The sequence below is a fragment of the Burkholderia sp. MSMB1072 genome (assembly GCF_001524725.1).
In the GTDB taxonomy this organism is placed as follows: domain Bacteria; phylum Pseudomonadota; class Gammaproteobacteria; order Burkholderiales; family Burkholderiaceae; genus Burkholderia.
Window position 1 is genome coordinate 74,849 of record NZ_LOYC01000044.1, and the last position, 24,910, is coordinate 99,758.

Genomic DNA, 24,910 nt, shown 5'->3' on the forward strand with positions numbered 1-24,910 from the left:
GGCGGTCGCGCGCACCGCGGCCATCGGGCCGGCGTTTCGGCGTCAGGCCGGCGGCGCGCCGGCGCCGGGGGCGTGCGCCTGCCCGGCCGGACGGGCCAGCACGAGAATGTCGAACGGCGTGCCCTCGCGCATCTCGAAGCGGCGCACGAGCTCGATCTGGTGCGCGGACATCACGCTGCCTTTCGTCATCAACAGCACGCCGCGATGCGTGCGCAGATCGTCGGCGAGCTGCATCCCCTCGCGCAGTTGAGCCGACCGGATTTCCGCGACGGACGCCGCGATGCCGAGACTCGCCGGATCCCGCATCAACTCGATGAAGCGCGCAACCAGTTGCGGGTCGTAACGCACGTTCGCCTGCGAGCGCAACACGTCGATCGCCTGTTCGATCGAATGCGGCACACCGATTTCGCCGTTGCGCAGCCCTTCGAAATCGCGCGCGATCGCGACGATCCGCGACCCGATCGGGATCGCGTCGCCGACCAGGCCGTCCGGTGTGCCACGGCCGTTGAAGCGCTCGTACTGGTGCAACACGATCGACGCGACCTTGTGCAACTGCGCGACCGGCGTGAGCACCATCTGCGCACGCAACGGATGCTCCTGAAACATGCGGTGCTCGTCCGTCGTCATCCGCGTGAGCGGCTTGTGCAGCAATTCGTCCGGCAGCGACAGCTTGCCGATGCCGTGCAACAGCCCCGCGAAATAGACGTCCTGCGCGTGCAGTTCGCTCATCCCGGCCGCCAGCGCGAGCCGTCGCGCGATCTCGCCGACCCGCATCGCATGCCCGCTCGCGGCCCCGCAGCGCAGCTCGATCATGCTCGCGCACACCTGGACCATCGCCGTGAAACTGCTTTTCAGGTCGCTTTGCGCCGCCTCGAGAAACATCACCGTCTGGCCAAGCTCTTCGGTGCGCGCGCGCACCTGTGTTTCGAGGTCCGTATTGAAACGACGCAGCGCTTCGTTCTGCGCCTCCGTCAGCGCCGCCAGCCGGGCCGCTTCGCGACGCAGACGGCGCTGCTCCAGCGCCTGCTCGATGGTCAACAGCAGGTCGTGATCGTCCCACGGCTTGTTCAGATAGCGATACACGCCGCCTTCGTTGACGGCCTGCATGACCGACGCGATCTCCGCATAGCCGGTCAGCAAAATGCGCATCGTGTCCGGGTACAGCCCCCGCGCGCGCGCCAGGAATTCCGCGCCACTCATGTGCGGCATCCGCATGTCTGACACGATCAGGTCGATTTCGGTCGACGCCAGGATCGCGAGTGCGGCCTCGCCGCTGTCGGCGGTCACGATGTCGTAGCCGGTGGGCCGGAACACGCGCCTGAGCGCCGACAGCACGTTCGGTTCGTCGTCGACCAGCAGGATCGACGGTACGCGGGCCGCCTCGCCCGATGCCGCTGCGCTGTCGGACGTTTCGGACGGCACGGCATTCACGTCGTTTGTTCCAGATGTCGTCATAGTCGGCCTCGGATCAATTATTTACGCCCTCTCTGCAACATCGGCCGGCTCCGCATTTTCCACATGGGTGGAAACGCTAATGTGCGTGTGTCGATTTCAACCGGAATGCATCGCGCGAATGCTATGTCGTCGACGCGCCGGGTTCGCGCCGGTAGTAGATGTCCCACTCCGCTTCGTCGGTTCGCACGAAGCCGTGCCGTTCGTAGAAGCGATTCGAGTCGCTGCCGCGCAATGCGCCGACGCGAACGGGCATCCGGTGTTCGTCGGCTTCGGCAAGGATCTCGCGCAGCACGGCGGTGCCGATGCCCCTCCCCTGGTGCGCGGGCACGATGTACAGGTGGTCGAGCAGCCAGTGATCCGTCATCGGGCGAAGCGTATAGAAGCCCGCACGCGAATGGTCGATCTCGATGAAACGGCAGAGCGCCGGATCGAACGACACGAGAAACCGATCGCGCGCACGCTGCGGATCGAAACGGCCGATGCGTTCGAGGCTGTCGCGCATCGCGGCAATGCGGATCGCGACGAGGGATTCGGCGTCGGCGTGCGTGACGGGGGCGAAGGTCGGGGTCATGGCAATCAGGCTGGCGGGATGCATGGGAAGGCGAGCACTCGGCTTGGCGGTGCGGCGCCACCCGGGCATCGAGGATGATGCGATCTCCTCCGGGTGGCTTGATGCGTTGCGCTCGCGTGCCGACTCGCGGCGGCTTCGCTCGAAGGAGACCTCAGCGCCGCGCGCCTCTCCTGATCGGAGGGCGCGAGGCAAGCGAACCGATTCAACCGGCTCAATGAATAAAAAGCGCTGGCCGATGAACTGGCCAGCAAATCGGTCCTGGCGATCCGAGGTTGAGTGTGCCAGGACCACATGCATCAGACGATGTACGCGTGCAGACAGACGGGCATGTCGAACGTTCGGTCACGCCGATCGGGACGTTCCGGCTCGAGCCCGCGCCCAAACTGTGATCGCAGTTCAGGCTGGGCTAACCGAAGCGATCATGTCTGCACCGACGTCCGTCAACCTGAACGCATCGACGGGCTTCGGCACTTCCCATGTTGCGATCATCGCGTCGGTCGGCAGATAGTCGGGATCGGCCGACGCGACTCCGGCCCACACACCCTGAGACATCCGTCTGCCATGGAGATAAAAGTGCAGCTCCCGGCCGGCGCGCTCGCACGTACACTTGATTCTCTCCACCGATCGACCCAATCCTCGAATCCGTGCGACCTGGCTGCGATCCAGCTCGAACGTGGCGCTCATCACCCCGTCGCAATCGACAATGCCGATCATGTTGCTGTCATCGGTGAATATCCACGACGGATGCGGCGTGCCTAAACGCAGCATGAAAAAATCTGCGGATTCCGAACCAACCATCATGTTTCTCCTGCAATGATACGTTGCTCTACCAACTACCACTTGATCGATACGCTCGTTCATCCAACCCGGTCTCCGCGCCGCGCCCGGATGCCCGAGTGGCCGCACGCCGGCTCCTCGCACTGGGCACGCGCAACGCCGAAACGCGCGGCGGCCGGCGGTTTCGAAGCGCCTACACACTTGCCTGACCAGTCACGGTCTCTGCGGCCATGCTGTCCGAACCGGAAAGCCTCACCGCAACAGCCGCTGCCGCCGTGCTTCCGTAGACGTTCAGGGCGGTTCTTCCCATATCGAAAAAGGCGTCGACGCCCAACAGCAGCAGCACCGCATCGGCCGGCAAGCCGATCGACGTGAGGACGATGGTGATGGCCACGATCGCCCCGGAGGGCACATTGGCCGCTCCATCGATGGTGACGATCGTCAGGATCAAAATCGTGATCACCAGCGGCCAGGACCAGGCAAGGTGATAGGCGTCGGCCAGGTAGCCGACCGCGAGGGCCGTATAGAGCACCGCGCCGTCGCGATTGAAAATATAGGCCAGAGGCAGAATCGTGGACGCCACGCCGTAAGGCACGCCCAGTTCAACCAGCTTCTTCAGGTGCAGCGGATAGGTAATTTCGGACGAACGCGTCGTGAAACCAAGGATCAGCGGTTCCCTCACCTTCCTGAGCACGGCAAGCGGCGACTGACCGGCGACGCGAATGACGATGGTGAGTACCACCGCCAGAACCGCCATGCCGAGATAGGCCACGCCCAGAAGCTCGATGAGCGAATGCGCGCCCGCAAAGCCCTTGGCCGACAACAACTGCGCGATCGCGGCGAAGATCGCGAGCGGCGACCATGCGATCACCCACTGGATCATCTTGAACAGGCCCGACAGCAGCGCCTCGAAAACGGCGATCGCAGGCTCGGCCCGCTCCGGGGCGGCCGACAATGCCGCGCCGAAAATGACGCCGAACACGAGCACCGGGAGAGAATTCCCTGCGGAAAGCGCGGCGACGATGTTGGCGGGGATCAAATCGACGAGAAATTTCGTCCAGTCGATGCTGGACGCGAGCGCCGCGGGCATCGATCCGGAGTGCGTCATGCTCGCCCCGAGACCCGGTCGAAACACGAAGTTGAGCAGCAGCCCGAACGATGCAGCCAAGCCCGTCATGCAGACGAAGAAGCCGATGCTGAACAGTGCGACCTTGCCAAGCCGCTCGCGAAGCCTGCCCGCACGAAAGACCCCGACCGTGACCGACAGGAAGATCAACGGCATGACGACCATCTTGATCGCGTGGCCGAACATCGTGCTCAGAAAACCCAGCTTCGCGGCAAAGCCCGGCGCAAACACGCCGCAGGCGACGCCCAGGACGAGGCCGCCAAGCATTTGCATCGGAAGAGAAAGCCCTTTATTTTTCGTGTTCATGCCGCGCCTTTAGCAGTTTTATCCGTGCCGGCGTACCGTCAACGATGTGATTCCACATATGCTGACGCGCAAGCTCGCCGTCGTTCGCTTCGATTGCGTGAAAGATGTGCAGGTGCTCGATCGTGCCGCGCCGAACGGTTTCAGCGTCGCCGCGCGGGAGTTCGTTCAGGGCCAAGGTCTGGGCCCGCAATAGACCATACGCCGATGAGATTCGCACGTTCCGTGCGGCAGCAAACAACTCTTGATGAAACACCCAACCGATACGCTGCTCGAGCATGATGTCCGAAACATCCCGGTCGACCAGTTTCCGCATTTTTTCCGCCGCGTCGCGAAGGCCCGCCGTGACTCCCGATCTCGCTGCGAGAAACGCTGCGGTACTCTCCAGGGCCAGCCGCATTTCAAAAATTTCGCGCAGATCGCTGGTAGTCGGCGACGCGACATAAGTGCCGCTCTTTTCGATCACGACGACCAGCCCTTCGGACTCGAGCAAATGCAATGCGCTGCGCACCGGCATTTGGCCGAAACCCAGTTCGTCCGACAGGCCTCGGTGGGATACTTTCTGCCCGGGCGCAAGACGGCCGTCGAAGATCCTCGATCGAATCTCGTCGTAGGCCAGTTCTGCATCTGTCGAGACTTTCGACGTCATCTGTGATCGCAGTTAGCGTATGATTCAAAAAGAAACTGATAGGAAATTACCCTTACTGAGCGTGCCCGGCAACTGCTAATTTTGCGAGTGGGTGTGCCGAAAGAGAATTGGAAGAAAATCTGCGTCACGAAGAGAGCCGATAATTATATGACTTCACAAGAAGTGCGCTTTACCATCTGTGCCGTCCGTGCGGAAGAAACTTATCCTCTCAGAGCCGCAGTCTTGATGGCCGGGGATGAAGAGGGAAGCGCTCTAGACGGGGACCATGCTCCGACGACCATGCATTTTGCCGTTCGTGACAACAACAATATCGTTGCCGTGGCATCGGTGTGTAAGGAAGGACAATCCGGCGTTTCGAACGCTGACGCGTGGCGCCTTCGCGGCATGGCCGTCCATCCGTCGGTGCGCGGCCTGGGGTTCGGACGCCTGCTGGTCAATCTGTCCATTCGCCATGTTCGCGAACAGCGCGGCACCCTGCTCTGGTGTACGGCGCGCGAATCGGCATACCCATTCTACGAAATGCTCGGCTTTGAACGCGATCCGATACCGATTTCAATGCATGGCCGCGACGACATGAAATTCTATCTAATGCAACGCCAAATCACGGGCTGATTTCATCTGCGATCGAAGTTCGATCGCCGCCACCGGGGGGCGATACCGGGCGTTGGGCTACCGGCCCGGAAATACCGATTCGCCCAGCATTCTCATTAGCCCGTTCGCCCGCGCGAAAATCGAGATCGCGTGCGACGACGGCTGTCGCAGCGCCCGCCTCCTTCAGCGCACCGGCGAACGGTAGCGCCATCCGCTCGTCTCGCGCGTTTCCGGCCAATGCGGACGGGTACTCGACAATCGCTTTTTCCGTTTCGATTATTGCAATCCGGGAGAAAATGGAACGATGACCAAGGACGAACTTTGGCGACCCATTTTCGGCGGCGGCTCTCCGCTGGTCTAACGATCGAATTTGACTGGTGTTGCGCAGTCGTCACCACGAACTGCCGACCGGTACTTTCCTTTCCGAGATCGTTGCTCTCAGTGGCGAGCTCTTGCAGCCCGCTATCGCCCCCTCGCTCGCATTCGCTTGCGGTCGCCGACATCATCAGCGTGACGGCGCGCAACTCGATAACACTTCGCTCTCGTGCCGACCCTTATAAGGGAAACTCCGTAAGGCGCCAGGTCATCAAACGAGATTAACTTATATCAAACAAATTTTGACGGGAATTTATGTTCCTGATATGGTTTTTCCACTTGCAAAGTGTGACCACGTCTTATTGACGCTCGGCGAAACGATTGGCGCACGTCGCCAGTGGCTGAACCGGACGCTTGGTCAGTCCGCAAGGATCGCCGATATTCCCAGTTCGTCTTTTGTCGCAGTTGGAGCAGCCTCTGGTTTCGCCGCCGCCGACCTCGCTCGCAAGTATGACGCGAGCATGGAGTTCGACGGTCGAGCAGCGCGGCGCTTCCCCACGCAAATTTGTAAGGATCACGAAATGATCGAACTCGATATGCCGCTTTGGCGAACATGACGCCGGCTTTCACGACCGAGACGACGTGCAAGCCGTGAATACGACAAAAGCCGTTTCAATCCATCCCGAAACCACACCTGACCGTGAAATGCAGATGAAAAACAAGAAAATCAACATCAGCGTCATCGCCGTTGCCGCCTTCGCAGCATCTTCGGCAGCCATGGCCCAATCGTCGATCACGTTGTATGGCATGCTCGATGCCGGTATCGGCTATACGTCGAACATCAACGGCCACAGCCGGTTCGGCCTCGACGGCGGCGCCGCGGGTTCGAACAAGTGGGGCCTCAGGGGGCAAGAGGATCTTGGGGGCGGCCTCCAGGCGGTATTCAAGATCGAGAATGGTTTCAACATCGCGACAGGCGGCATAGGTGGCCAAGGGCCCATCGGTTCCACGCGTTCGCTGTTCAACCGCCAGGCCTACGTGGGTCTCGCATCCGATCAGTATGGCGCGCTGCGCATGGGGCGCCAGCTCGATGCCGTGACGGAAATGGTCCAGGTCCTGACGGGCGACGCCATTTCGGCGTCGACGTTCTCGACGCCGGGCGACGTCGACAACAACGACAACACGACGAACCAGAACAATGCGGTGAAGTACATCTCGCCGATCATCCACGGCTTCCAGGCTGAAGGCGCGTACTCGTTCGGCGGCGTTGCCGGTGCGATGGGCTCGGGTCAATCGTGGTCGGCGGCCGCGACCTACGCTCAAGGCGGCCTGACGGTTGCCGGCGGCTACTTTCACGCGGCCAACCAGGGCGAGAACGGATGGTTGAACGCAACCGCTCAACCGAGTTTCGGTGGCGCGCTCGGCTATCCGAGTTCGGGCTACAACGGCGGCAATGCGTTCAAGAGTGCGGGCATCGCGCAAATCGCCGCCCAATACCAGGTGGGGCCGTACACGGCGGGCTTGCGCTACTCGAACGCTCAGTACCAGGGTAACGACGGCCAGCCGTCGATCCACTTCAACGTGCTGGGTGCGCTCCTGCAGTACCGGGTCACGCCGGCGCTGTCCCTGGCGACGGGTTACACGTATGTATACGGTTCCGCGGCCACACCCACGCAAGCGGCCGAAGGCCGCACGATGGCCTCGATCAACCAGGTGTCGCTGGGTGCGACGTACTCGCTGTCGAAGAGTACCGCGCTGTACGCGATGGGCGCCTACGTCCATGCCAAGGGCGCACAGGCTTCGGCTGCGGACTTTGGCAACACCTCGTCGGGCGGCAACCAGGTTCAGGTCAACATCGGCATGTTCCACGGCTTCTGATCGCCGATGCGCCAGTCCGGAGTAGTGGCCGCACTACTCCGGCGAAGCACGCTTCCGTTGGTAAAACCGATGCCCGGTTTTCAATCTCATCATCGGGAATCCAAACAAACCATTGGACTGCGTTTGCTCGCGGCGCAGCATCACCGCCCGCTCTGATCCGCGAGCCTGGCCCCCTCCTGATTCGCCATGCCTTCCATCCATGCATCGAACGCGGACACGGCCGCATCGTCGGCGCGATCGGCGTTCGTCACCAGCATGTAGTCGTCGGCGCGCCATACAGGCGATGGGATGGGACACACGAGGCGCCCCTCCGCAAGATCGCGCGCGATCAGCGGCAGCGACGCCAGCGCCACGCCGAGCCCCTCGACGGCCGCGCCAAGCTGAAGATTCACGTGATCGAATTCGACATGGCGCGCGGCTCGCAGATCGGAAACACCCGCTTCCTTCAACCAGTGCGACCAGGCGGAGCGCGTCGTGGCCGAATGCAGCAGCGTGTGATGGCGCAGGTCGGTCGCGCTCTGTATCGGATGCTGGCGCAGCAATGCGGGATTGCAGGCCGGTACGCGCAAGTCGGGCATCAATGGGCGCGACACGACGCCCGCGCCTTGCTCCGGCCCGGAGCGGACACCGATATCGAAAGCGTCCGCGACATAGCGCAGCTTGCGCGATGTCGTCGACACCCTGACGTCGATGTCGGGATACCGCGAATGGAAATCGGCGAGCCGCGGCAACAGCCAGCAAAGCGCAAAGCTCATCGGCACGTTCACCCGCACGACACCCGATATCCGGTGCGCGAACGGGTTGTGGCGCAGCCGCACGACCGCGGTACCGAGGCGCTCGAACGCGTGGCTGACGTCGTTCAGCAACGCGGCCCCTTCGTCGGTCGGCACGACGCCACGCGGGCGCCGATCGAACAACGGCAGGCCGAACCAGTCCTCCAGCAACCTGATCTGTTTTCCGACGGCCCAATGGGTAACGTGCAGCTCCGCCGCGGCACCCGCGAAGCTGCCGTGCCGCGCAACCGCGTCGAAAGCGCGCAGCGCATTGAGCGGGGGCAACTCGTCCCGGTGCTTCGCGGCGCCTCGGTTTTCGTTCATGACGTGACTTTTTCTCTCTGTCGACGGGATTTTAGCTCAATTGAAACGGCTGGCATCCCGATCATAAAATTTGCACGTCGAACCTGAAAACCAGACCACGAGCAGGCTTTCATCCACCGCTCGTCCGGAGAGAATGACGATGCGCTTGCCGGTTTTTTCCCCTCCCGTCGTGCGGGAGACGTCACCATCGCGGCAGCGTGTGCTGTGGCTGTCCTGCATTGCCCATGCAATGCACGACGGCTATACGGACATGATCTACGCGTTGCTACCCGTGTGGCAGTCGGAATTCGGGCTCGACTTTGCAGCCCTGGCTATCTTGCGCGGCGTCTATGCCGGCACGATGGCGACGCTGCAGTTGTCCGCCGGACGTCTCGCACAACGCCTGGGCAGCCGCGCGACGCTCGCAGTCGGTACGCTGCTCGCCGCGCTCGGCTATGCGATCGCGGGCCTGTCGGGTGGCCTGCTCGGCCTGGGCGTCGCGCTGGCGATTTCGGGCGGCGGCTCCAGCACCCAGCATCCGATCGCATCGGGCGCCGTCTCCCGCATCTACGGGCGCGACGCGAGAGGCCCACTGAGCATCTACAACTTTTCCGGCGATCTGGGGAAATCGGCACTGCCGGCCGTCATTTCGCTGCTCGTCACGATGATGTCGTGGCGTCACGCGCTATGGATCGTCGCCGGACTCGGCTGCGTCGTGGCCGCCGTCATCGCGCTCTGGTTTCCCGCCGTGCCGCGCGGCGCCGCAACGGCGCCGGCAAAAGAGCCTGCATCCGCTCGACGCGGCGGCACGGGGAGAAGCGGATTCGCCGCGCTGTTTTCCATCGGCGTGCTCGATACGGCCGTACGCATGGGACTGCTTACCTTTCTGCCTTTCCTGCTCCAGGCAAAAGGCGTCTCGCCTCACCTGCTGGGAACGGCCCTTGCGCTCGTTTTCATCGGGGGTGCGGCCGGCAAATTCATGTGCGGCGGGCTCGGTGCGCGCATGGGAATGGTGAGGACGGTGCTGCTCACGGAGGGCGGTACGGCCGTGTGCATCGTCGCGACGATGTATCTTCCGTTGACGCTCACCATGGTGCTGCTGCCGATCCTGGGCATGATGCTCAACGGCACTTCGTCGGTGCTGTACGGAACCGTCCCGGAAATGTCTGCGCCCGAGCGCACCGAGCGCGCATTCGCGATTTTCTATACTGGGACGATCGCGTCGGGCGCGATATCTCCGGTTCTCTACGGTTTCCTGGGCGACAGGATCGGTGTGCACGGCGCCACGTATGCAACCGCGTTGACCGCGCTGGCGATTTTTCCGCTCGCCCTCGCACTGCGCCCGCATCTGACAAATCACTCGACAGGATGAACACCATGACGCAGTCTGACTACCCGAGCGTCGCCCTCGTCGGTCCGGGCGCAATCGGAACGACCGTCGCCGCGGCCCTTCATGAAGCCGGCCGCACGCCGGTGATCTGCGGCCGCTCGGCGCACGCGCAACTGAAGTTGCGCTTCGATGGCGGCGAGATCGTCGTGCCCGGGCCCGTGCTGACCGATCCGCAAGCGGTCGAGAAAAGGGTCGACGTCGTGTTCGTCGCGGTCAAGTCGACGCAGGTAGCAAGCGCGGCACCCTGGCTCGCCGCGCTATGCGATGCGAATACCGTCGTCTGCGTACTTCAGAACGGCGTCGAGCAAAAAGCCGCGTTCGCACCGCATGCGGCCGGCGCCGAGGTCGTGCCATCGGTCGTCTGGTTTCCGGCGCAGCGCGAACCGGATGCATCGGTGTGGCTGCGAGGCAAGCCTCGGCTCACCCTGCCCGATACGCCGGCGAGCAACGTGGTGGTGTCGGCTTTGCGCGGCACGCGATGCTCGCCCGAGGTCGCGGCGGATTTCATCTCGCTCGCGTGGCGAAAGCTTTTGCAGAACGCAGTGGCGGGGCTCATGGTGCTGACCGGCCGCCGCGCCGGCATGTTCTCGCGAAGCGACATCACCGACCTGTCGCTCGCCTACTTGCGGGAATGTCTCGAGGTCGCGCGTGCGGAGGGCGCGAAGCTGGGCGACGACGTGCCGCAGGAGATCGTCGACGGATTCCATGGCTTTCCGCCCGATTTGGGTACGTCGATTCTTGCCGACCGGCAGGGCAACCGTCCGCTCGAATGGGACTGCCGAAATGGCGTCGTGCAGCGATGCGGCCGAGCTCATGGAATTCCGACGCCGATCAGCGATCTGGTCGTGCCGCTTCTCGCGGCCGCCAGCGACGGGCCGGGCTGAGCGAATAGCGAGGAATGCTCTATCCGGCCGACCAGCGTGAGTCGATAAAGCGGGCAATGAGCCAGGGACAAGCAACCCTGTCGATTTTCGGACGTTGTCGCGTGATCCATTGCATGGCGGCCTCCGCGATCAGTGATGCAACAGCGGGTACACGATCAGGCCCATCACGGCGGCCGCGCCGACGATCACCGGCTCCGACAGCTTCTTGAACCTGACCAGCAGCACGATCGTCGCGAGCGCCATCAAGGCGGTGGGCACATCGACGATCGAACGTCGGGCCAGCACGATCACCGACCCCGTGATCGCGCCGACGGCCGCGGCGGTTACGCCGTCGACGAAGGCCAGAATCGCCGGCAGCCGGCCGTACTTCTTGAAGTACGGGGCAGGCAACACCGTGAACAGATAGCACGGCAGGAACGTGCCGGCTGCCGCCACGCACGCGCCGGGCAACCCCGCCACCAGATAACCGATGAAGCCGACCGTGATGACGACCGGGCCCGGCGTGATCATCGCGACCGCCACGGCATCGACGAACTGCTTCTCGTCGAGCCAATGGTGCTCGGTGACCACGCCGCCATAGAGGAACGGCACGATCGCGAGCCCCGAGCCGAATACGAAGGCGCCGGCCTTCGCGAAGAAGGCGGCGAGTTGCGCGAGCTGCGGCCAAGCGCCGATACCGAGCCACGCACCGGTGGCGGAAACGGGCAACGCCATGGCCGCATTGACGCGCCGCTGGCGTAGCCACCTCGGCGGCGAGCGCGCGAACCAGACGAGCAGGCCCGCCGCGAGAAACAGCCACGCCGCTTCCGATTCGGTGATCACCGTCACGGCAACCAGTACGAGATAGATCGCCCACAGCAGCTTGTCGCGACCGATGCTCTTCGCGGTCAGTTTGCGCGCGCTGATCGCGATGATGCCGATCACCGCCGCGCCTACGCCGTAGAACACCGACTGCATCCACGTCAGCCCGCCAAATCGCGTATATGCGTAGCCCAGCAGCACCACCATCAGAAACGACGGCAGCACGAACGCGATCCCGACCATCGTGGCGCCCACGATACGGTAGTGCACGTAGCCGAGATAGATCGCCAGTTGCGCGGCAAGCGGGCCCGGGGCGAGCTGCGCGAGCGCCAGGCCTTCCTTGTAGTCCGCGTCCGCGATCCATTGTCGCGTGTCGACGAGATCCCGATGCATGTAGCCGGCGAGCGCAACCGGCCCGCCGAAGCCCGTCGCGCCGAGCCACGCGAAGTACAGGATCAGTTGCCACAGCGTATAGGCCGGGCGGTCTCGATGTGTATTCATGTTGCGGGCGAGCAGCAAGGTCAAGGGTTTCGATTGCCACGGAAATGTACGTACAACGAATCGAGTACGGCACCGATCTCGATCAGCAACGCATCGTCGTCGGCAAGGCGCTTGCGGGCACCCGCGAGGATGGCCTCGAATCCGCCGGCCTCCGGCACGGCGGCGCCCCCTACATCCAGCGCATGCACCATGGCCCCCAATCGGACGAGTCCGTCGTCGTCGCCGAGCCCGAAGCTCGCGACCAGCACCTCGAACGACACGCGATCGCCCACATGCGTGAACGGGGCGCCGTCGAAATCGAATCCGAGCGCATCGGCCGGACAATCGGCGAGGTTTTCCAGCCACACGAAGCGCGCATGCGGATCGATGAAACGCCGAATCAGCCACGCGCTGGCGACGCGATCCACCCACAGGTGACGACGCGTCGCCCACAACCGGCCCTGATACTGCGCAGGGTCGCGACGCGGGATGCCGCGTTGAGCGGCATGCGGCTCGCCGGGAGAGCGCAACGCTTCGACCGCGGCAGTGAAATCCCGCCATTGCGCATGCGCGCGCAGCGAGGTTTCGCCGGGAAAGAAATCGATGCTTCGAATGGCCTCGTACGTGCGAGCGTGGCGGCGTTGAAGACGATTGAGATCGGCTACCGCCAGATCGGGCAGCGTCCTGCGGGCCTCCGAAAGCTCGGCGAGCCAGTCTGCGTAATCTTCCGCGCGATCGAACAGCGACTTGTACGCGCTTTCGTCCGCCGGATCGTCCGCGCGGACATCCAGCAACCACGCGTGCCCGCCGCTGTGACGCGCGTCGTCGGCCAGGTCACGCAACTGCACCGCCTGCTCGGCCTGCGCCGGCAACAGGTATGCCCCATCCCGGAGCGCGCCGCAGCCGAGCGCCTTGACGGTCCGCCAGATACGCATGCGGGCAGTCGCGCCGGTGGTCGGCAGACTGACGATCAACAGGAGCCAGGAAGTCGGGACGGGATTCATGAGGGCAGCATAATTGCCCGTCACGAACACTGCAATTCAGTAGATGTCGCTACAAAGTTCCGGCAGCACGCAGTTCCACTCGACGCGTGAAGCGGGAAAGCAAAAATAACGACCGTCAACGACGCCCGCGCCATCCGGATCGACATATCGACGAAATGGACGGAACATCCGGTATCACGTGAACGCCGAAGCCGCGCGCGACGACATCGGACAGTGCGCATCGCGCCTTCATCGAGTGCGCGCCAACTGACGGCCGATCGCCGCGTCGCCGGCCCGCAACCCCTACCGAAACCGAATGGGTGATCGACGTCGCGGGACGACGTTACGATATCCTGCGAATCGCGCGGTTCAACGCATACACTGTAAGCACGCCACGGCGAACTCCCGCCGATTCATCGCACGCTTTCCCCGACACCGTTCCGAACGCAGCCGGACGGCAAACGCAGCTCGCACACGATACCGTCCAATGACAATCGATCCAGGCTCCATTCCTTACTATCTCGTCCTTCGGGCCGGCTGGCCGCCCTATGTGTTGAATTCGGATCGCCAGGTGCTCCGCCGTCAGGCGAGCCCGCTATTGCTGGCATTCGCGCGCACGCGCGGAGCGATCGCACATGTCGACGGCAGCGCATGGAACGTCTTCTCCGACAACGAGGGGCTCACGATAGTCGAACGTCGCGAGACCGGGTTCTTTTCGTTGGTCGCGGGAAACGAAACCGAACGTCAGCTGCATTTGCTGACGACGCTCTGACGCCGTCGCCGTGACCGCGCATCGCATGGCGCGACGTGCACGCCGGCAAGCGCTCGGCGCCGACGAAGAAGCGTCACGCATTCCGCCCCCCGGGCCGAAAGCGCTTGACACATCTCCTGACGACGCGTACTGTCGGCCGCGTAAGTATTCAAGAAGCGCGATTGCTGCTCATCATCGACCGCAGCCTGCGGTATTCGTTGTCCTCTCCCTCCTTGATTCTTTTTTCCTCGTCCATTCGGGGCATATTCGCTCGTTCATTTTTCAGGATGTCTAACATGGATACCGGTACCGTCAAGTGGTTCAACGACAGCAAAGGCTTCGGCTTCATCACCCCCGACAAGGGCGGCGACGATCTGTTCGCCCACTTCTCCGAGATTCGCAGCGACGGCTTCAAGACCCTCGCGGAAGGTCAGAAAGTCAGCTTCGAAACGAAGAACGGCCCCAAAGGCCTGCAGGCATCGAACATCACCCCGCTGTAATCGCCGAACCGTCTCGGCACCGTTCACCGAGCGGCACATCGCTGCCGCTTCGCATGCCACGCCTTCCGTCGCAGGCAATGCGACTCGACGCCGGCCCGGCGCGGCCGTCCGCTTCGCATCCGGGCATCGACCGCCGCGCGCACGTTCAATCGCGCGAGCGCGATCGGCGCGCGTCGCGCTCACCGAACCGCGCAAGCGGCGCAGCAGGAGAACCCGCATGACCCGAAACCAGCCTCGCGGCAACAAGGTGCCTCCGCGTGCCAAGCAAGCCATGGCCCTGCCGAAGCTGGGCACCGCCTTGAACTGGGTGCCGCCCCAACCGCCCGCCGTCGCGAAATCGCGCACGAAGAAACGCCCGCTTGCTGCGCAATAGTGCACGCGAAACCGCGCGACGCACTCGATGAAGTACTTCCCGACAGCCGACTCCGCGCGACACCGGAAAACGGCGTGACGGCCGCTGCGTACGGATCGGAATGCACGCGCCGGCAGCGTGTCCGCAGTCCGGCCGCCCACCCGTCGCACCATGTGCCGATGCGTGCTTGCACCAACCGGAATAAATTGGACGTTCGACAAACGATGCGCGTATGATGGGTGCATCCGAGCGATCAATCGTCCTTTGACCGTTCGCCCCTCCACCCGCCCGCTTGCTGCATCGCCCCTCCTTCGCGCTGCAACGTTGTTCCCTTCACCCACTGGCCCGCCCCGCAACGGGAATACTGGCCGGATGTGTTCGCCCATGCGACTCGTCATGGCCGAACGCCAGGAGTTTCTCATGAGCATGCACGTCTACCGTGGATTCGAGATTTATCCGCTGATCTACCCTCACGTGCCGGCGCTGAATGGCTGCCCGCATAACTACGATGCCGGGTTCGACGCGGCAGTCAAGATTTGCCTTCGCGGCACCACCGATACGCTGACGCAGAGCCAGACTTTCAGACTGGGCGACGCATCCCCATTCGACAACGCCGGCGACGCCCGTCGCGCGTCGGTGCGCTTCGCCGAGAACATCATCGACGACAATCGCGACAAGCAGGGGTTCTTTGCCAGCCCGCGCTGAAGCGGCTCGTCGGTACAGCACCATTTTTCCGCATTTTGGAGAGCGAAATGATCATCGACGAACTGCTCGGCATGATCGGACGACATGAAGTTACCCGGCTCGACACCGTCATCCCCGCCGGAATCGCCGATTCAGCGATGTGCCACCAACCGGAGCTGCACATGTTCATGGCGGTACGTGCGTTATCGATCGGCGCAGGATATTCGGAATTCGAATCCGACGAGATAGCAAGCGCCGTCATGACACGGCTCGGCTAGCTTTCCGTTCAAACCTTTTCCGACAGGATCTACATGACGACAATTACGCTGAAGCTCGACGAACCGATCGATGTCGCGCTGCGACGATTCCGGCGCGGTGTCGAGAAAACCGGGCTGATCCGCGAGTTGCGCAGCCGCACCGGCTACGAGAAACCCACGACGGAGCGCAAGCGGAAAAAGGCCAGCGCCGTTTCCCGGCAGCGCTCGAGGGCGAAGCGCATGTTGCCGCCCCGAAAAATGTACTAGGGGAGAACGTCGTGCACAACATGCCGGCCGAGGCGCCTCCGTTCTTCCCCCTGACGAAATGCGAAGTCGATTTCGATCATCGGAGCGACATGGTGACGCTGCTGCCGAGCTTCTATGCATTCGGGTGCGAGTACACCAGCCGCGGATTGCTGATCGGGCGCAGCGATGCGCTCAAACTGATTGCCGCGATCGAGAAGGCGCTCAGCGTTCAGGGGTGAACCGACACCGGCGCAACCGCACGTATCGACGATCACAAGACGGACCATGCGCGGCCGGACCTGGTACGTAGATTTGCGCTACTTCCTCGTTGTCATGCAACTCGTCACCCGCAGGCAGCCACGCGAGTGGCTTTCACCGTTCCAGCTCGTCGAATCGCTGCAAGCGTGGCTGGTCATCCATCGCGCGAAATGCGAGTGGCGCGACCGCGTCTGGATAGGCCACGCTTCGCTTCAGATCGCGAAATCGGCCCGCTCGGCCGATTGCGCCGCATTCGCGGAACCGCTCCGGGTGATAAGCTCGGCATCGACGCGCTGTCGCGCAGCCCGTCCCCCTATCGACCCTACGCCTCCCGCGAGTCCGCTCATGTCCATCGCTCCCGCTGTCGTCTCCGCCTTCACTCCCACCGGCAAGCTCCGCGCATCGATCAACCTCGGCAACCCGATCCTCGCGAACCGCGACCCGGCAACGGGCGAACCGTTCGGCGTCTCGATCGACCTCGCCCGTGCATTCGCCGAGCGCCTGTCGGCCGACCTGGAACTCGTGGTATTCGACGCCGCCGGCAAATCGGTGCAGGCGCTGACCGAAGAGCGCGCCGATTTCGGCTTCTTCGCGGTCGATCCGCTGCGCGGCGAAACCGTCGCGTTCACCGCGCCGTATGTGCTGATCGAAGGCTTCTATCTCGTGCCGGACGCGTCGCCGATCCGCACCAACGCGGACGTCGACCAGCCGCACAACCGCGTGGCCGTCGGCAAGGGCAGCGCGTACGACCTGTTCCTCACCCGCGAACTGAAAGCCGCGCAGATCATGCGCGCCCCGACGTCGCAGGCCGTCGTGTCGACGTTCGTCGAGCAGCAACTGGAAGTGGCGGCCGGCGTGAAGCAGCAGCTCGAGGCCGACGCCGCGAAAACGCCCGGCCTGCGCCTGCTCGACGAGCGCTTCATGGTGATCCGGCAGGCGATGGGCGTGCCGAAGAGTCGCGGCGACGCGGCCGCCGCCGAGCTGAACGCATTCGTCGAGGAAATGAAGGCGTCGGGCTTCGTCGCCGATTCGCTGCGCCGGCACGGCATCACGGGCGCATCGGTCGCGCCGGCCGCCTGATCGGAAACTGCGGACTCCGCGGCATGCGCCCCCGACCCGACGACAACGCGGGCGTACACCATAGCCCGATACCCGAACAGCGTCGAGTCACGCACCCGGCGAATCGTCGTCTCGTTGACCGGCCGGCAGCGTTCGTCGACCAGGCCGTCGTACCGACTAATTGATCGACGCGGCGCGCCGTCGCGCGTCGACGATTGGCCCGAACAAACGGATCGGTCCGCTTCCATCGATCACAAGCCTGCGATCGTCGAGCGCCTTGCCGCAGCGACGATCAAACGTCTGTCGTCGCATGACAAACCCTTACCCTTGTGCGAAAATCCGCCGACATTTAGAGGTCGCTCATTGTCACAACGGCAGCGGACCCTATCGCCGAATCGGAAAAATTTGCTCGCCACATTGCCGGTGAGCGCATCCGGATTCGCTACGTGAAACGCGCCGCGCCCCGCGGCCGACCCAAGCACAATCGAAACACTTGCAGCCTGACGAGGGCATGGCAACCATGAGCACCCCGATGCCGAGAGCCCGGCAGAACGCCCTTAAACATGCGCGACGATTGCCTCAATTCGTTCCTCCGCGCGCGCCCTGCTCCGGCATGGTTCGACATCGGATCCCGAACGCGAGGGCTCGCCGCAAATGGCCGTGACTGCATAACGCGGTCGCCGCACGCGCTTGCTGCAGCAGTGCGTGTATCGGGTGCCGCGGTTCGATGTTTTCTCCCGCGAGGGCGCAGCACGCATGACGCCCCCGCTCCTCCGCAGTGCCAGAGCGTTGTGCCTGTCGGCCTGGCGGCGACACGCGCCGTCCGCGCATCGCCCGTGCGCCGCGCGGACGCGCTGAAGACGAAGTGAAGACGTGTGCGGTATCGCCCACGTGCTGATGACAAGGATGAAGCCCCGATGCGTGTGCTGATAGTCGAAGATGATCCCGTTCATGCGAAAGCCGCGGCGCGCGTCGTGGCCCCGCTCGGACACGAAGTGGTTGAAGTGCACGACGGCGAGTCGGCGCAACGACTGTTGCGCGCGCAGCCGTTCGACCTCGTGATCCTGGACTGGCTGCTGCCGACAATGAGCGGCTTCGAAGTGCTGTACTGGATTCGCCGCACGCTCGGCACGTCACCGGCCGTGCTATTCGTGACGAGCAAGACGCTCGAAGACGACATCGTGCTGGCGATGGATGCCGGCGCCGACGACTACGTCACGAAGCCGTTTCGCGTCGCCGAACTCGCGAGCCGGGTGAACGCGCTGTTGAAACGCTCGGCGCGCGATATCGACGGCTTCGGCCTCATCGGCGCGGGCGACTACGTGCTGAACCCGCGCGAACGCACGATCCTGCTGCGCGGCGTGCCGATCAAGCTGACGCCGAAGGAATTCGACCTCGCCGAACTCTTTTTCACCAACATCGGCAAGCTGCTGTCGCGCAAGCTCGTCTGCATGAGCACGTGGGGACGCGAGCTCGATCCGGATTCGCGCACGCTCGATACCCATATCTACCGGATACGGCAAAAGCTCGAACTCGGTCCCGAGAACGGGTTGCGCCTGAGTTCCGTCTACACACACGGTTATCGCCTCGAAGCCGTGCCGTCGGCCCGCGATCACGCCGGCGCGTCGCCACACCGCGTTCCGCTCGCGCAGCCGGCGTCGCCGCCTCCGCTGACGCCCGCCGGGTTCGAGTGCGAGTGAGGCCGCCGTCAACGCACACGCTTTACGATGAATCACCCGTGATGCTTGCCGACGATGCGCGTATGCCAGGCGGTTTCATGCGCGAATGTATCGTGACGGGTGCATTCGTGCTGCTGCTGTGCGCGACGCTGACGACGTCCGGCGCGCTGCGTCGCGCCGACCTGTTCTTCTTCGACGTCGTGCAGCCGCTGCTGCAGCGGCCGTCGCCGCAGAAGATCGTGCTGATCGCGATCGACGGTGCGAGCGCGAAGGCGCTCGGCGGATGGCCGGTCAAGCGTGCCGATTACGCGACGTTGATCGACCGGCTGACCGCGGCGGGTGCGGCCGCCATCGGGCTCGACGTCGCGTTCACGCATCCGGGCAGAATCCTGCCTGCCGGCGACGCGTGGCTGGCGAGCGCGATCAAGCGCAATGGCCGCGTGGTGCTGCCGGCCGTGGTGGCCGACGACGATGGGGACGGCTTGCCGAACGTGGTGCCGCCGCTCGAGCCGATCGCGCGCGGCGCATTCGCGATCGCGCAGGTCAACGCCGCGCCGAACGCGGATGGCGTGTCGCGCAGCTTCTATCTGCGCGAAGGGCCCCCGACCATCGACTACGAGCACATGAGCGCGTCCCTGCTCCGCGCGAGCGGCGTGCCGTTCGAGGAGTGCGACGAACCGCCGGCACGTCGCGACATTCACTGGACCAGCGCATGCCGCCGCTACGTGCCGCTCGGTTCCGCCCCGTCGTATTACACGGTCCCCTTCGTCGACGCCCTCGAAGGCCGCGTCGATCCCGGCTTGCTCAAGGACGCGATCGTGCTCGTCGGCCCGACCTCGGGCACCGCGGACACGCACTTCGTCACGCCGGGCCGGGAGCCGCCGCCGCGCGCCGGCGTCGAGTTCGTCGCGCAAGCCACTTACGCACTCGCGAGCGGCTCGCTTGTGCGCACCGCATCGTGGGCCAACCAGGTACTGTTCAGCCTGTCGGTGCTGCCGTGGCTTTGCGCGGCATTATTCGCGCTCGGCCCGCGCGCCGCGCTGCTCGCTTGCGCGGCCATCGCACTGGCCACATGCGCCGCGTCGCTGGTCGTTCTGAAGACCGCGCATCTGTTCTGCTTTCCCGCCACCGCGGTCGCCGCGTGCTTGCTTGCGTACGCGCTCAGCGCATGGCGGCGGCAGGAAACGTTGCTGCGCTATCTGACCCGCGAAGCGGAACGCACGATCGCCGACCCGTGTCTGCCGGGCGACGCGCCCGCTCCCACGGACGCGATCGATCCGTTCCGCCGGCGGGTGATCGTGATGACCGCGATGATCGCGCGCCTGCGGCGCTCCGCACACCTCATTTCCGAATGGATGAACAGCCTGCCCGAAGCCACGCTCGTCGCGTCCGGTTCGGGCGCGGTGCTGCTCGCGAACCGCCGGGCGCTCAGGTTGTACGAGACGGAAGCAGCGCGGCACGGTTCGCCGCCGCCCGCCACCGGCCGCCACGCGGCGCGCGTGCTGCGCGAGATGACCGCCTCGGACGACGCGGCGCACTACGTCGAACGCGCGCTGCAAACGCTGGCCGAACGCAACGGCATCACGCCGTCGAACGAACCTGCCGCACCGATGGACGGCATCGAGATCGTCGACGCGAAGCAGCGCTCGCTGCTGGTGAAATGCGCGGTCGTGCCCGCGCGCGAAGCAGGCGACGCGATGCTGATCTTTCACGTGGCGGACGTCACGCCGATGCGCGCCGCCGAACGTCAGCGCGATACCGCGTTGCGCTTTCTGTCGCACGACATGCGTTCGCCGCAGGCCGCGATCCTCGCGCTGATCGAGCAACGTCTCGAAGCGCCGGCTTCGTTGCCCGAAGCACGGTTCATCGATCTCGTCGGCCACTACGCGCGCACGACGCTCACGCTCGCCGACCAGTTCCTGTTGCTCGCTCGCGCGCAAGCGCGCTCGGCGAAAGCGACGGAAGTCGATCTCGCGCCGCTGCTCGCCGACGCGACCGACGATATGTGGGCACATGCGAGCGCGAAGCGGATCAAGATCCGGTTGATCGCGGAACCGGGGATGCTCGTGATCGCCGATGCGCTACTGCTGCGCCGCGCATTCGCGAATCTGATCGACAACGCGATCCGGTTCAGCCCGGAGGGCTCGACCGTGACCGTCGCGGCCGGCGAAAGCGACGAACGCTGGCGCGTGACGGTCGCCGATACGGGCGTCGGCATCCCGGAACATCAATTGCCGAACCTGTTCACCGAGTTTTTTCGCGTCGACGCGAGCGGCGCGACGGCCGGGCATGGCCTCGGGCTCGCGTTCGTCAAGCAGGTGGTCGACGCGCTGGGCGGAGAAATTCGTGTCGATAGCGCGGTCGGACGCGGGTCCGTCTTCACGCTGCTGCTCCGTCGAAACACCGCCCGCCGCGACGGTTGAAAATCAGGCCCGCGGCACCGCGCACGACGCATTCCGTAATTTTTTTCACTTCCCATTGGCCGGGAAGCGCCCCGCGCATGGTTACCGCGCCGTGCGGCGACATCGCCATTTCGTCAATTTAAAAATTTTACGGTCTTTCGTGCATATCACCGTTTATCCGCACCGGCCCGAATTGCATTGTTTTTGTTGTTAAAAACCATCGCAAACGATCGGAATCAGCCCATCCCCCCAGTCGACCGACACGCCGGAAATCCACGCAATACGGTCGCTCGCAGCCGCTCGTTTTCTTTGTTCACATTTAATTCACAATTATTCAGATTTTCTCGCTCTCTTGCCAGAATACCTTTCCCTTATTCTACGGATCAGCGGATTCTTGCCCGTTTCGATTAATCGAATTGCCCTTGAAAAGGCATATAAAATTCGATTTGTTTAATCGCGCTCTTTCACCTTTCCGGGGTAATCGATTGATCGAAATCTCCTTTTCACAAGACCGCGCTTCCCGATAAATACAGTTTTCACACGGCTCGACAGACATTCCACGCATCCGGCATTCCTGGCTGGCCCGGTACGTGGATGGCGCGCGCCGCTTACCGGCAGAAATCCATGAATAGAACTTACCGCACTGTGTGGAATGCGGCACGCGGCGCAATCGTCGCGGTATCCGAACTCGATCGGGCCCACGGCAAGGGCAAAGCCGGTGCCGGAGCCCGAGCCGTCGCGCGCGGCACCGGCGCGGCGGCCGCGCTCAAGTCCGTGACGCTTGCCGTGCTCGGCAGCATGGCGATGTGGTCGGGCGGTGCGGCCGCGCAGGTCGCGATTTCCGGCACGAATTGCCCGGGCTCGGCGACCGCGACGACGAACAACGGCATTGCGATCGGCTGCGGCACGAACGCCGCGCTCGCGAGCGGTGAGATCGCGATCGGCGGGAACGTCACGGCGAGCGGCGTCAACAGCACGGCAGTCGGCATCTTTTCACAGGCGTCCGCCCAGGCTGCATCGGCGTTCGGTACGTCGGCGAACGCGAGCGGGATCAATTCCGCGGCGCTCGGACCCGGTGCGAAGGCTCAAGGTTCATCCAGCAGCGCGCTCGGCAGTTTCGCGAACTCGATCAGCGCAGGCTCGGTCGCCGTCGGCGCGGCGACCGCCGGCTCGACCGCGACCAACGACACAAACAACATCGCGATCGGCCCTGGCGCGTTTGCGACGGGTGGCGCCGGGGCCGCCACGCACGGCTCCGGTCAGGCGATCGCGATCGGCGATTCGTCGTCAGCCACCGCGCTGCAGGCCATCGCATTGGGCGGGAACTCGGTCGCTTCGGCACAGGACACGTTCGCAGCCGGCGCGGGTGCGGTGGCTACCCAGCAAGGCGCGATCGCGCTGGGCACGGCGGCAAGTGCGGGCAACCAGTATGCGATTGCGCTTGGTTGGCAGTCCATCGCAACCGGGTTTTACGGTGTCGCGATGGGCATCGGTTCGCAGGCGACGGCAGCCAATACCATTGCCCTCGGCCCGAACGCGCAGGCCACCGTCGCAGCCGCGACCGCTGTCGGCAACGCCGCGAAGGCAACCGGCAACACGTCGCTCGCGATCGGCGGCCAGGCGCTCGCGAGCGGCGATGGCACCGTGGCGGCCGGCGCGGGCGCAGGCGCGGGCTCCACGACCGCCAATACCGGTTCGGTCGCGGTCGGTCTCGCCACGGGCACGCTCGTGAGCGGCGCGCAGAACACCGCGATCGGCGGCGGCATCGCGAGCGCGATGCGCGGTGCGGGTTCGGGCGTCACCGGCACGCGCAACGTCGCGCTGGGCAGCGGCGACGGAACCGTCACGTATGACGGCACGCTCGCGGCTTCCGCCGGCAACCTCGTGTCGGGCAACGACAACGTCGCGATCGGCACCAATGCGGGCATCGGCGTCACCGCGAGCGGAACCACGTCGGTCGGTCTGAATGCGAACGCATCGGGTACGAACGCGATCGCGATGGGCGTAGGCGCCCAGGCGAGCGGCGTGAACAGCCTGAGCATCGGCACGGGCAACGTCGTCAGCGGCGCGAACTCCGCCGCGATCGGCGATCCGAGCACCGTCACCGGCTCGGGTTCGTATTCGCTCGGCAACAACAACACGATCAACGCGAACAACGCGTTCGTCGTCGGCAGCGGCGTGTCCGTGCCGGCCGGCCTCAACGGCGCGGTCGTGCTCGGCAACGCGTCGACGGTGTCGGCCGCCGTGCAGACGCCCAGCGCCGTCATCGGCGGAACCACGTACAACTTTGCCGGCGGCACGCCGGCGGGCGGCGACGTGGTGAGCGTCGGCTCGGCCGCCGCGCCGCGGCAGATCCAGAACGTCGCCGCCGGCCAAATCAGCGCGACCTCCACCGATGCGATCAACGGTAGCCAGCTCAATGCGTCGAATCTGGCGATCGACTCGCTGTCGACGTCGACGGCGTCCAGCATCACGTCGTTGTCCACGTCGACTTCGACCGGCATCGGCTCGTTGTCCACGGGCCTGAGTTCGGCCAACAGCTCGATCGGGTCGTTGTCGACGTCGACGTCAACCGGCATCGGGTCGTTGTCCACCGGCATCGGTTCGTTGTCGACCGGCTTGAGTTCGACGACCAGTTCGATCACGTCGCTGTCCACGTCGACGTCTACGGGCATCGGTTCGCTGTCCACCGGTCTCAGTTCGACGACCAGTTCGATCACGTCGCTGTCCACGTCGACGTCCACGGGCATCGGTTCGCTGTCCACCGGCCTGAGCTCGACCAACAGCACGGTCACCTCGCTGTCCACATCGACCTCGACTATCGTCGGCTCGCTGTCCACCGGTCTCAGTTCGACCAACAGCACGGTCACCTCGCTGTCCACATCGACCTCGACTATCGTCGGCTCGTTGTCCACCGGTCTCAGTTCGACCAACAGCACGGTCACCTCGCTGTCCACATCGACCTCGACTATCGTCGGCTCGTTGTCCACCGGCCTGAGTTCGACCAACAGCAACCTCACGTCGCTGTCCACGTCGACGTCAACGGTCGTCGGCTCGCTGTCCACCGGCTTGAGCTCGACCAACAGCTCGATTACGTCGCTGTCGACAGCGACGTCGACCAGCATCGGTTCGTTGTCGACCGGCTTGAGTACGACCAACAGCTCGATCACGTCGCTGTCTACCGGACTGTCGAGCACGGACAGCAACCTCACGTCGCTGTCGACTGCCACGTCGACCGGCATGAGCTCGCTGTCGACGGGCCTGAGCTCGATCGCGAACAACAACACGAACCTGGGCAACAGCACGGCCGGCGCGATCGGCGGCGGCGCCACCTACGATCCGACCACCGGCGCGATCTCGGCGCCATCGTACGTGACGTACAACAGCGACGGTTCGACCACGATCAACAACAACGTCGGCTCGGCGATCGACAACATCAACGC

24 protein-coding genes and 1 pseudogene are annotated in these 24,910 nt (G+C 64.2%); 16 read left to right on the plus strand and 9 right to left on the minus strand.

The annotated features are described in order from the left end of the window. Positions 1-42: 42 nt before the first annotated feature. From WS89_RS22870 to WS89_RS22890, 5 genes are all read right to left on the minus strand, one after another. Positions 43-1,455 (minus strand): HD domain-containing phosphohydrolase, encoded by a 1,413-nt coding sequence (locus WS89_RS22870; protein ID WP_059793688.1) that lies wholly within the window; start codon positions 1,453-1,455, stop codon positions 43-45. A 121-nt stretch (positions 1,456-1,576) separates the two neighbouring features. Further along, a complete protein-coding gene (locus WS89_RS22875) occupies positions 1,577-2,026 on the minus strand; it encodes a GNAT family N-acetyltransferase (RefSeq protein WP_059793703.1) in 450 nt (149 codons plus the stop codon). Positions 2,027-2,422: 396 nt separating this feature from the next. Next, a complete protein-coding gene (locus tag WS89_RS22880) occupies positions 2,423-2,827 on the minus strand; it encodes a hypothetical protein (RefSeq protein WP_059500061.1) in 405 nt (134 codons plus the stop codon). Between the two features lie 169 nt (positions 2,828-2,996). Then, positions 2,997-4,235, minus strand: coding sequence for a dicarboxylate/amino acid:cation symporter (locus WS89_RS22885; RefSeq protein WP_082741947.1), 1,239 nt, complete (start codon positions 4,233-4,235; stop codon positions 2,997-2,999). Next, the gene (locus WS89_RS22890) at positions 4,219-4,881 is read right to left on the minus strand and encodes a GntR family transcriptional regulator (protein WP_059500063.1); all 663 of its coding nucleotides are present in this window, start codon (positions 4,879-4,881) and stop codon (positions 4,219-4,221) included. The genes WS89_RS22885 and WS89_RS22890 overlap by 17 nt, the downstream gene beginning before the upstream one ends. A 147-nt stretch (positions 4,882-5,028) precedes the next feature. Between WS89_RS22890 and WS89_RS22895 the strand changes: the two genes are divergently transcribed. The 3 genes from WS89_RS22895 (at position 5,029) to WS89_RS22900 (ending at position 7,665) form a co-directional block, all read left to right on the plus strand. Then, positions 5,029-5,493 carry a GNAT family N-acetyltransferase gene (locus WS89_RS22895; protein WP_059793690.1) on the plus strand — a complete coding sequence of 155 codons (465 nt, stop codon included), beginning with the start codon at positions 5,029-5,031 and terminating at the stop codon, positions 5,491-5,493. 620 nt (positions 5,494-6,113) lie between these two features. Continuing rightward, a complete protein-coding gene (locus WS89_RS33960; RefSeq protein ID WP_156440600.1) occupies positions 6,114-6,404 on the plus strand; it encodes a hypothetical protein in 291 nt (96 codons plus the stop codon). 94 nt (positions 6,405-6,498) lie between these two features. After that, a complete protein-coding gene (locus tag WS89_RS22900; protein WP_059500077.1) occupies positions 6,499-7,665 on the plus strand; it encodes a porin in 1,167 nt (388 codons plus the stop codon). A gap of 140 nt (positions 7,666-7,805) precedes the next feature. Here WS89_RS22900 and gcvA read toward each other — a convergent pair whose 3' ends face one another. Continuing rightward, a complete protein-coding gene (gene gcvA, locus WS89_RS22905) occupies positions 7,806-8,762 on the minus strand; it encodes a transcriptional regulator GcvA (protein WP_059793691.1) in 957 nt (318 codons plus the stop codon). A gap of 139 nt (positions 8,763-8,901) precedes the next feature. On the opposite strand from gcvA, the gene WS89_RS22910 reads away from it, so the two are divergent. Both WS89_RS22910 and WS89_RS22915 read left to right on the plus strand, forming a co-directional pair. Next, a complete protein-coding gene (locus WS89_RS22910; RefSeq protein ID WP_059793707.1) occupies positions 8,902-10,113 on the plus strand; it encodes an MFS transporter in 1,212 nt (403 codons plus the stop codon). Between the two features lie 5 nt (positions 10,114-10,118). After that, positions 10,119-11,015 carry an oxidoreductase gene (locus tag WS89_RS22915; protein ID WP_059793705.1) on the plus strand — a complete coding sequence of 299 codons (897 nt, stop codon included), beginning with the start codon at positions 10,119-10,121 and terminating at the stop codon, positions 11,013-11,015. Positions 11,016-11,055: 40 nt separating this feature from the next. On the opposite strand, the pseudogene WS89_RS33010 reads toward WS89_RS22915, so the two are convergent. The 3 genes and pseudogenes from WS89_RS33010 to WS89_RS22925 form a co-directional block, all read right to left on the minus strand. After that, positions 11,056-11,130: pseudogene (locus WS89_RS33010) on the minus strand (chromate resistance protein ChrB domain-containing protein); the annotation flags it as partial. 14 nt (positions 11,131-11,144) lie between these two features. After that, positions 11,145-12,317, minus strand: coding sequence for a chromate transporter (locus WS89_RS22920; RefSeq protein WP_059500080.1), 1,173 nt, complete (start codon positions 12,315-12,317; stop codon positions 11,145-11,147). A 20-nt stretch (positions 12,318-12,337) separates the two neighbouring features. Next, entirely contained in the window at positions 12,338-13,300 is a 963-nt protein-coding gene (locus WS89_RS22925) for a chromate resistance protein ChrB domain-containing protein (protein WP_059793709.1), read from the minus strand. Positions 13,301-13,766: 466 nt separating this feature from the next. Here WS89_RS22925 and WS89_RS22930 point away from each other — a divergent pair, with 466 nt between their 5' ends. The 11 genes from WS89_RS22930 to WS89_RS33965 all read left to right on the plus strand — a co-directional run. Beyond that, positions 13,767-14,051: a hypothetical protein gene (locus WS89_RS22930; protein WP_059500065.1), complete on the plus strand. Its 285-nt coding sequence runs from the start codon at positions 13,767-13,769 to the stop codon at positions 14,049-14,051. A 275-nt stretch (positions 14,052-14,326) separates the two neighbouring features. After that, positions 14,327-14,530 (plus strand): cold-shock protein, encoded by a 204-nt coding sequence (locus WS89_RS22935; protein WP_027786486.1) that lies wholly within the window; start codon positions 14,327-14,329, stop codon positions 14,528-14,530. Between the two features lie 217 nt (positions 14,531-14,747). After that, positions 14,748-14,903 carry a hypothetical protein gene (locus WS89_RS34290; protein WP_179949881.1) on the plus strand — a complete coding sequence of 52 codons (156 nt, stop codon included), beginning with the start codon at positions 14,748-14,750 and terminating at the stop codon, positions 14,901-14,903. 399 nt (positions 14,904-15,302) lie between these two features. Continuing rightward, complete coding sequence (locus WS89_RS22940; RefSeq protein WP_059500082.1) at positions 15,303-15,587, plus strand: hypothetical protein; 285 nt, start codon at positions 15,303-15,305, stop codon at positions 15,585-15,587. A gap of 47 nt (positions 15,588-15,634) precedes the next feature. Then, positions 15,635-15,844 (plus strand): hypothetical protein, encoded by a 210-nt coding sequence (locus tag WS89_RS22945; RefSeq protein ID WP_059500066.1) that lies wholly within the window; start codon positions 15,635-15,637, stop codon positions 15,842-15,844. A gap of 33 nt (positions 15,845-15,877) precedes the next feature. After that, the gene (rpsU, locus tag WS89_RS22950) at positions 15,878-16,090 is read left to right on the plus strand and encodes a 30S ribosomal protein S21 (protein ID WP_059500067.1); all 213 of its coding nucleotides are present in this window, start codon (positions 15,878-15,880) and stop codon (positions 16,088-16,090) included. 11 nt (positions 16,091-16,101) lie between these two features. Then, complete coding sequence (locus WS89_RS22955; protein ID WP_059500068.1) at positions 16,102-16,308, plus strand: hypothetical protein; 207 nt, start codon at positions 16,102-16,104, stop codon at positions 16,306-16,308. Between the two features lie 364 nt (positions 16,309-16,672). Then, on the plus strand, positions 16,673-17,407 hold the full coding sequence (locus WS89_RS22960) for an ABC transporter substrate-binding protein (RefSeq protein WP_059793692.1): 735 nt from the start codon (positions 16,673-16,675) through the stop codon (positions 17,405-17,407). Between the two features lie 896 nt (positions 17,408-18,303). Then, on the plus strand, positions 18,304-19,086 hold the full coding sequence (locus WS89_RS22965; protein ID WP_059793693.1) for a response regulator transcription factor: 783 nt from the start codon (positions 18,304-18,306) through the stop codon (positions 19,084-19,086). Between the two features lie 41 nt (positions 19,087-19,127). Next, complete coding sequence (locus WS89_RS22970; RefSeq protein ID WP_156440603.1) at positions 19,128-21,488, plus strand: CHASE2 domain-containing protein; 2,361 nt, start codon at positions 19,128-19,130, stop codon at positions 21,486-21,488. A 573-nt stretch (positions 21,489-22,061) separates the two neighbouring features. After that, positions 22,062-24,910: ESPR-type extended signal peptide-containing protein (locus WS89_RS33965; protein WP_156440601.1), on the plus strand; the 2,849-nt coding region annotated here is incomplete at its 3' end.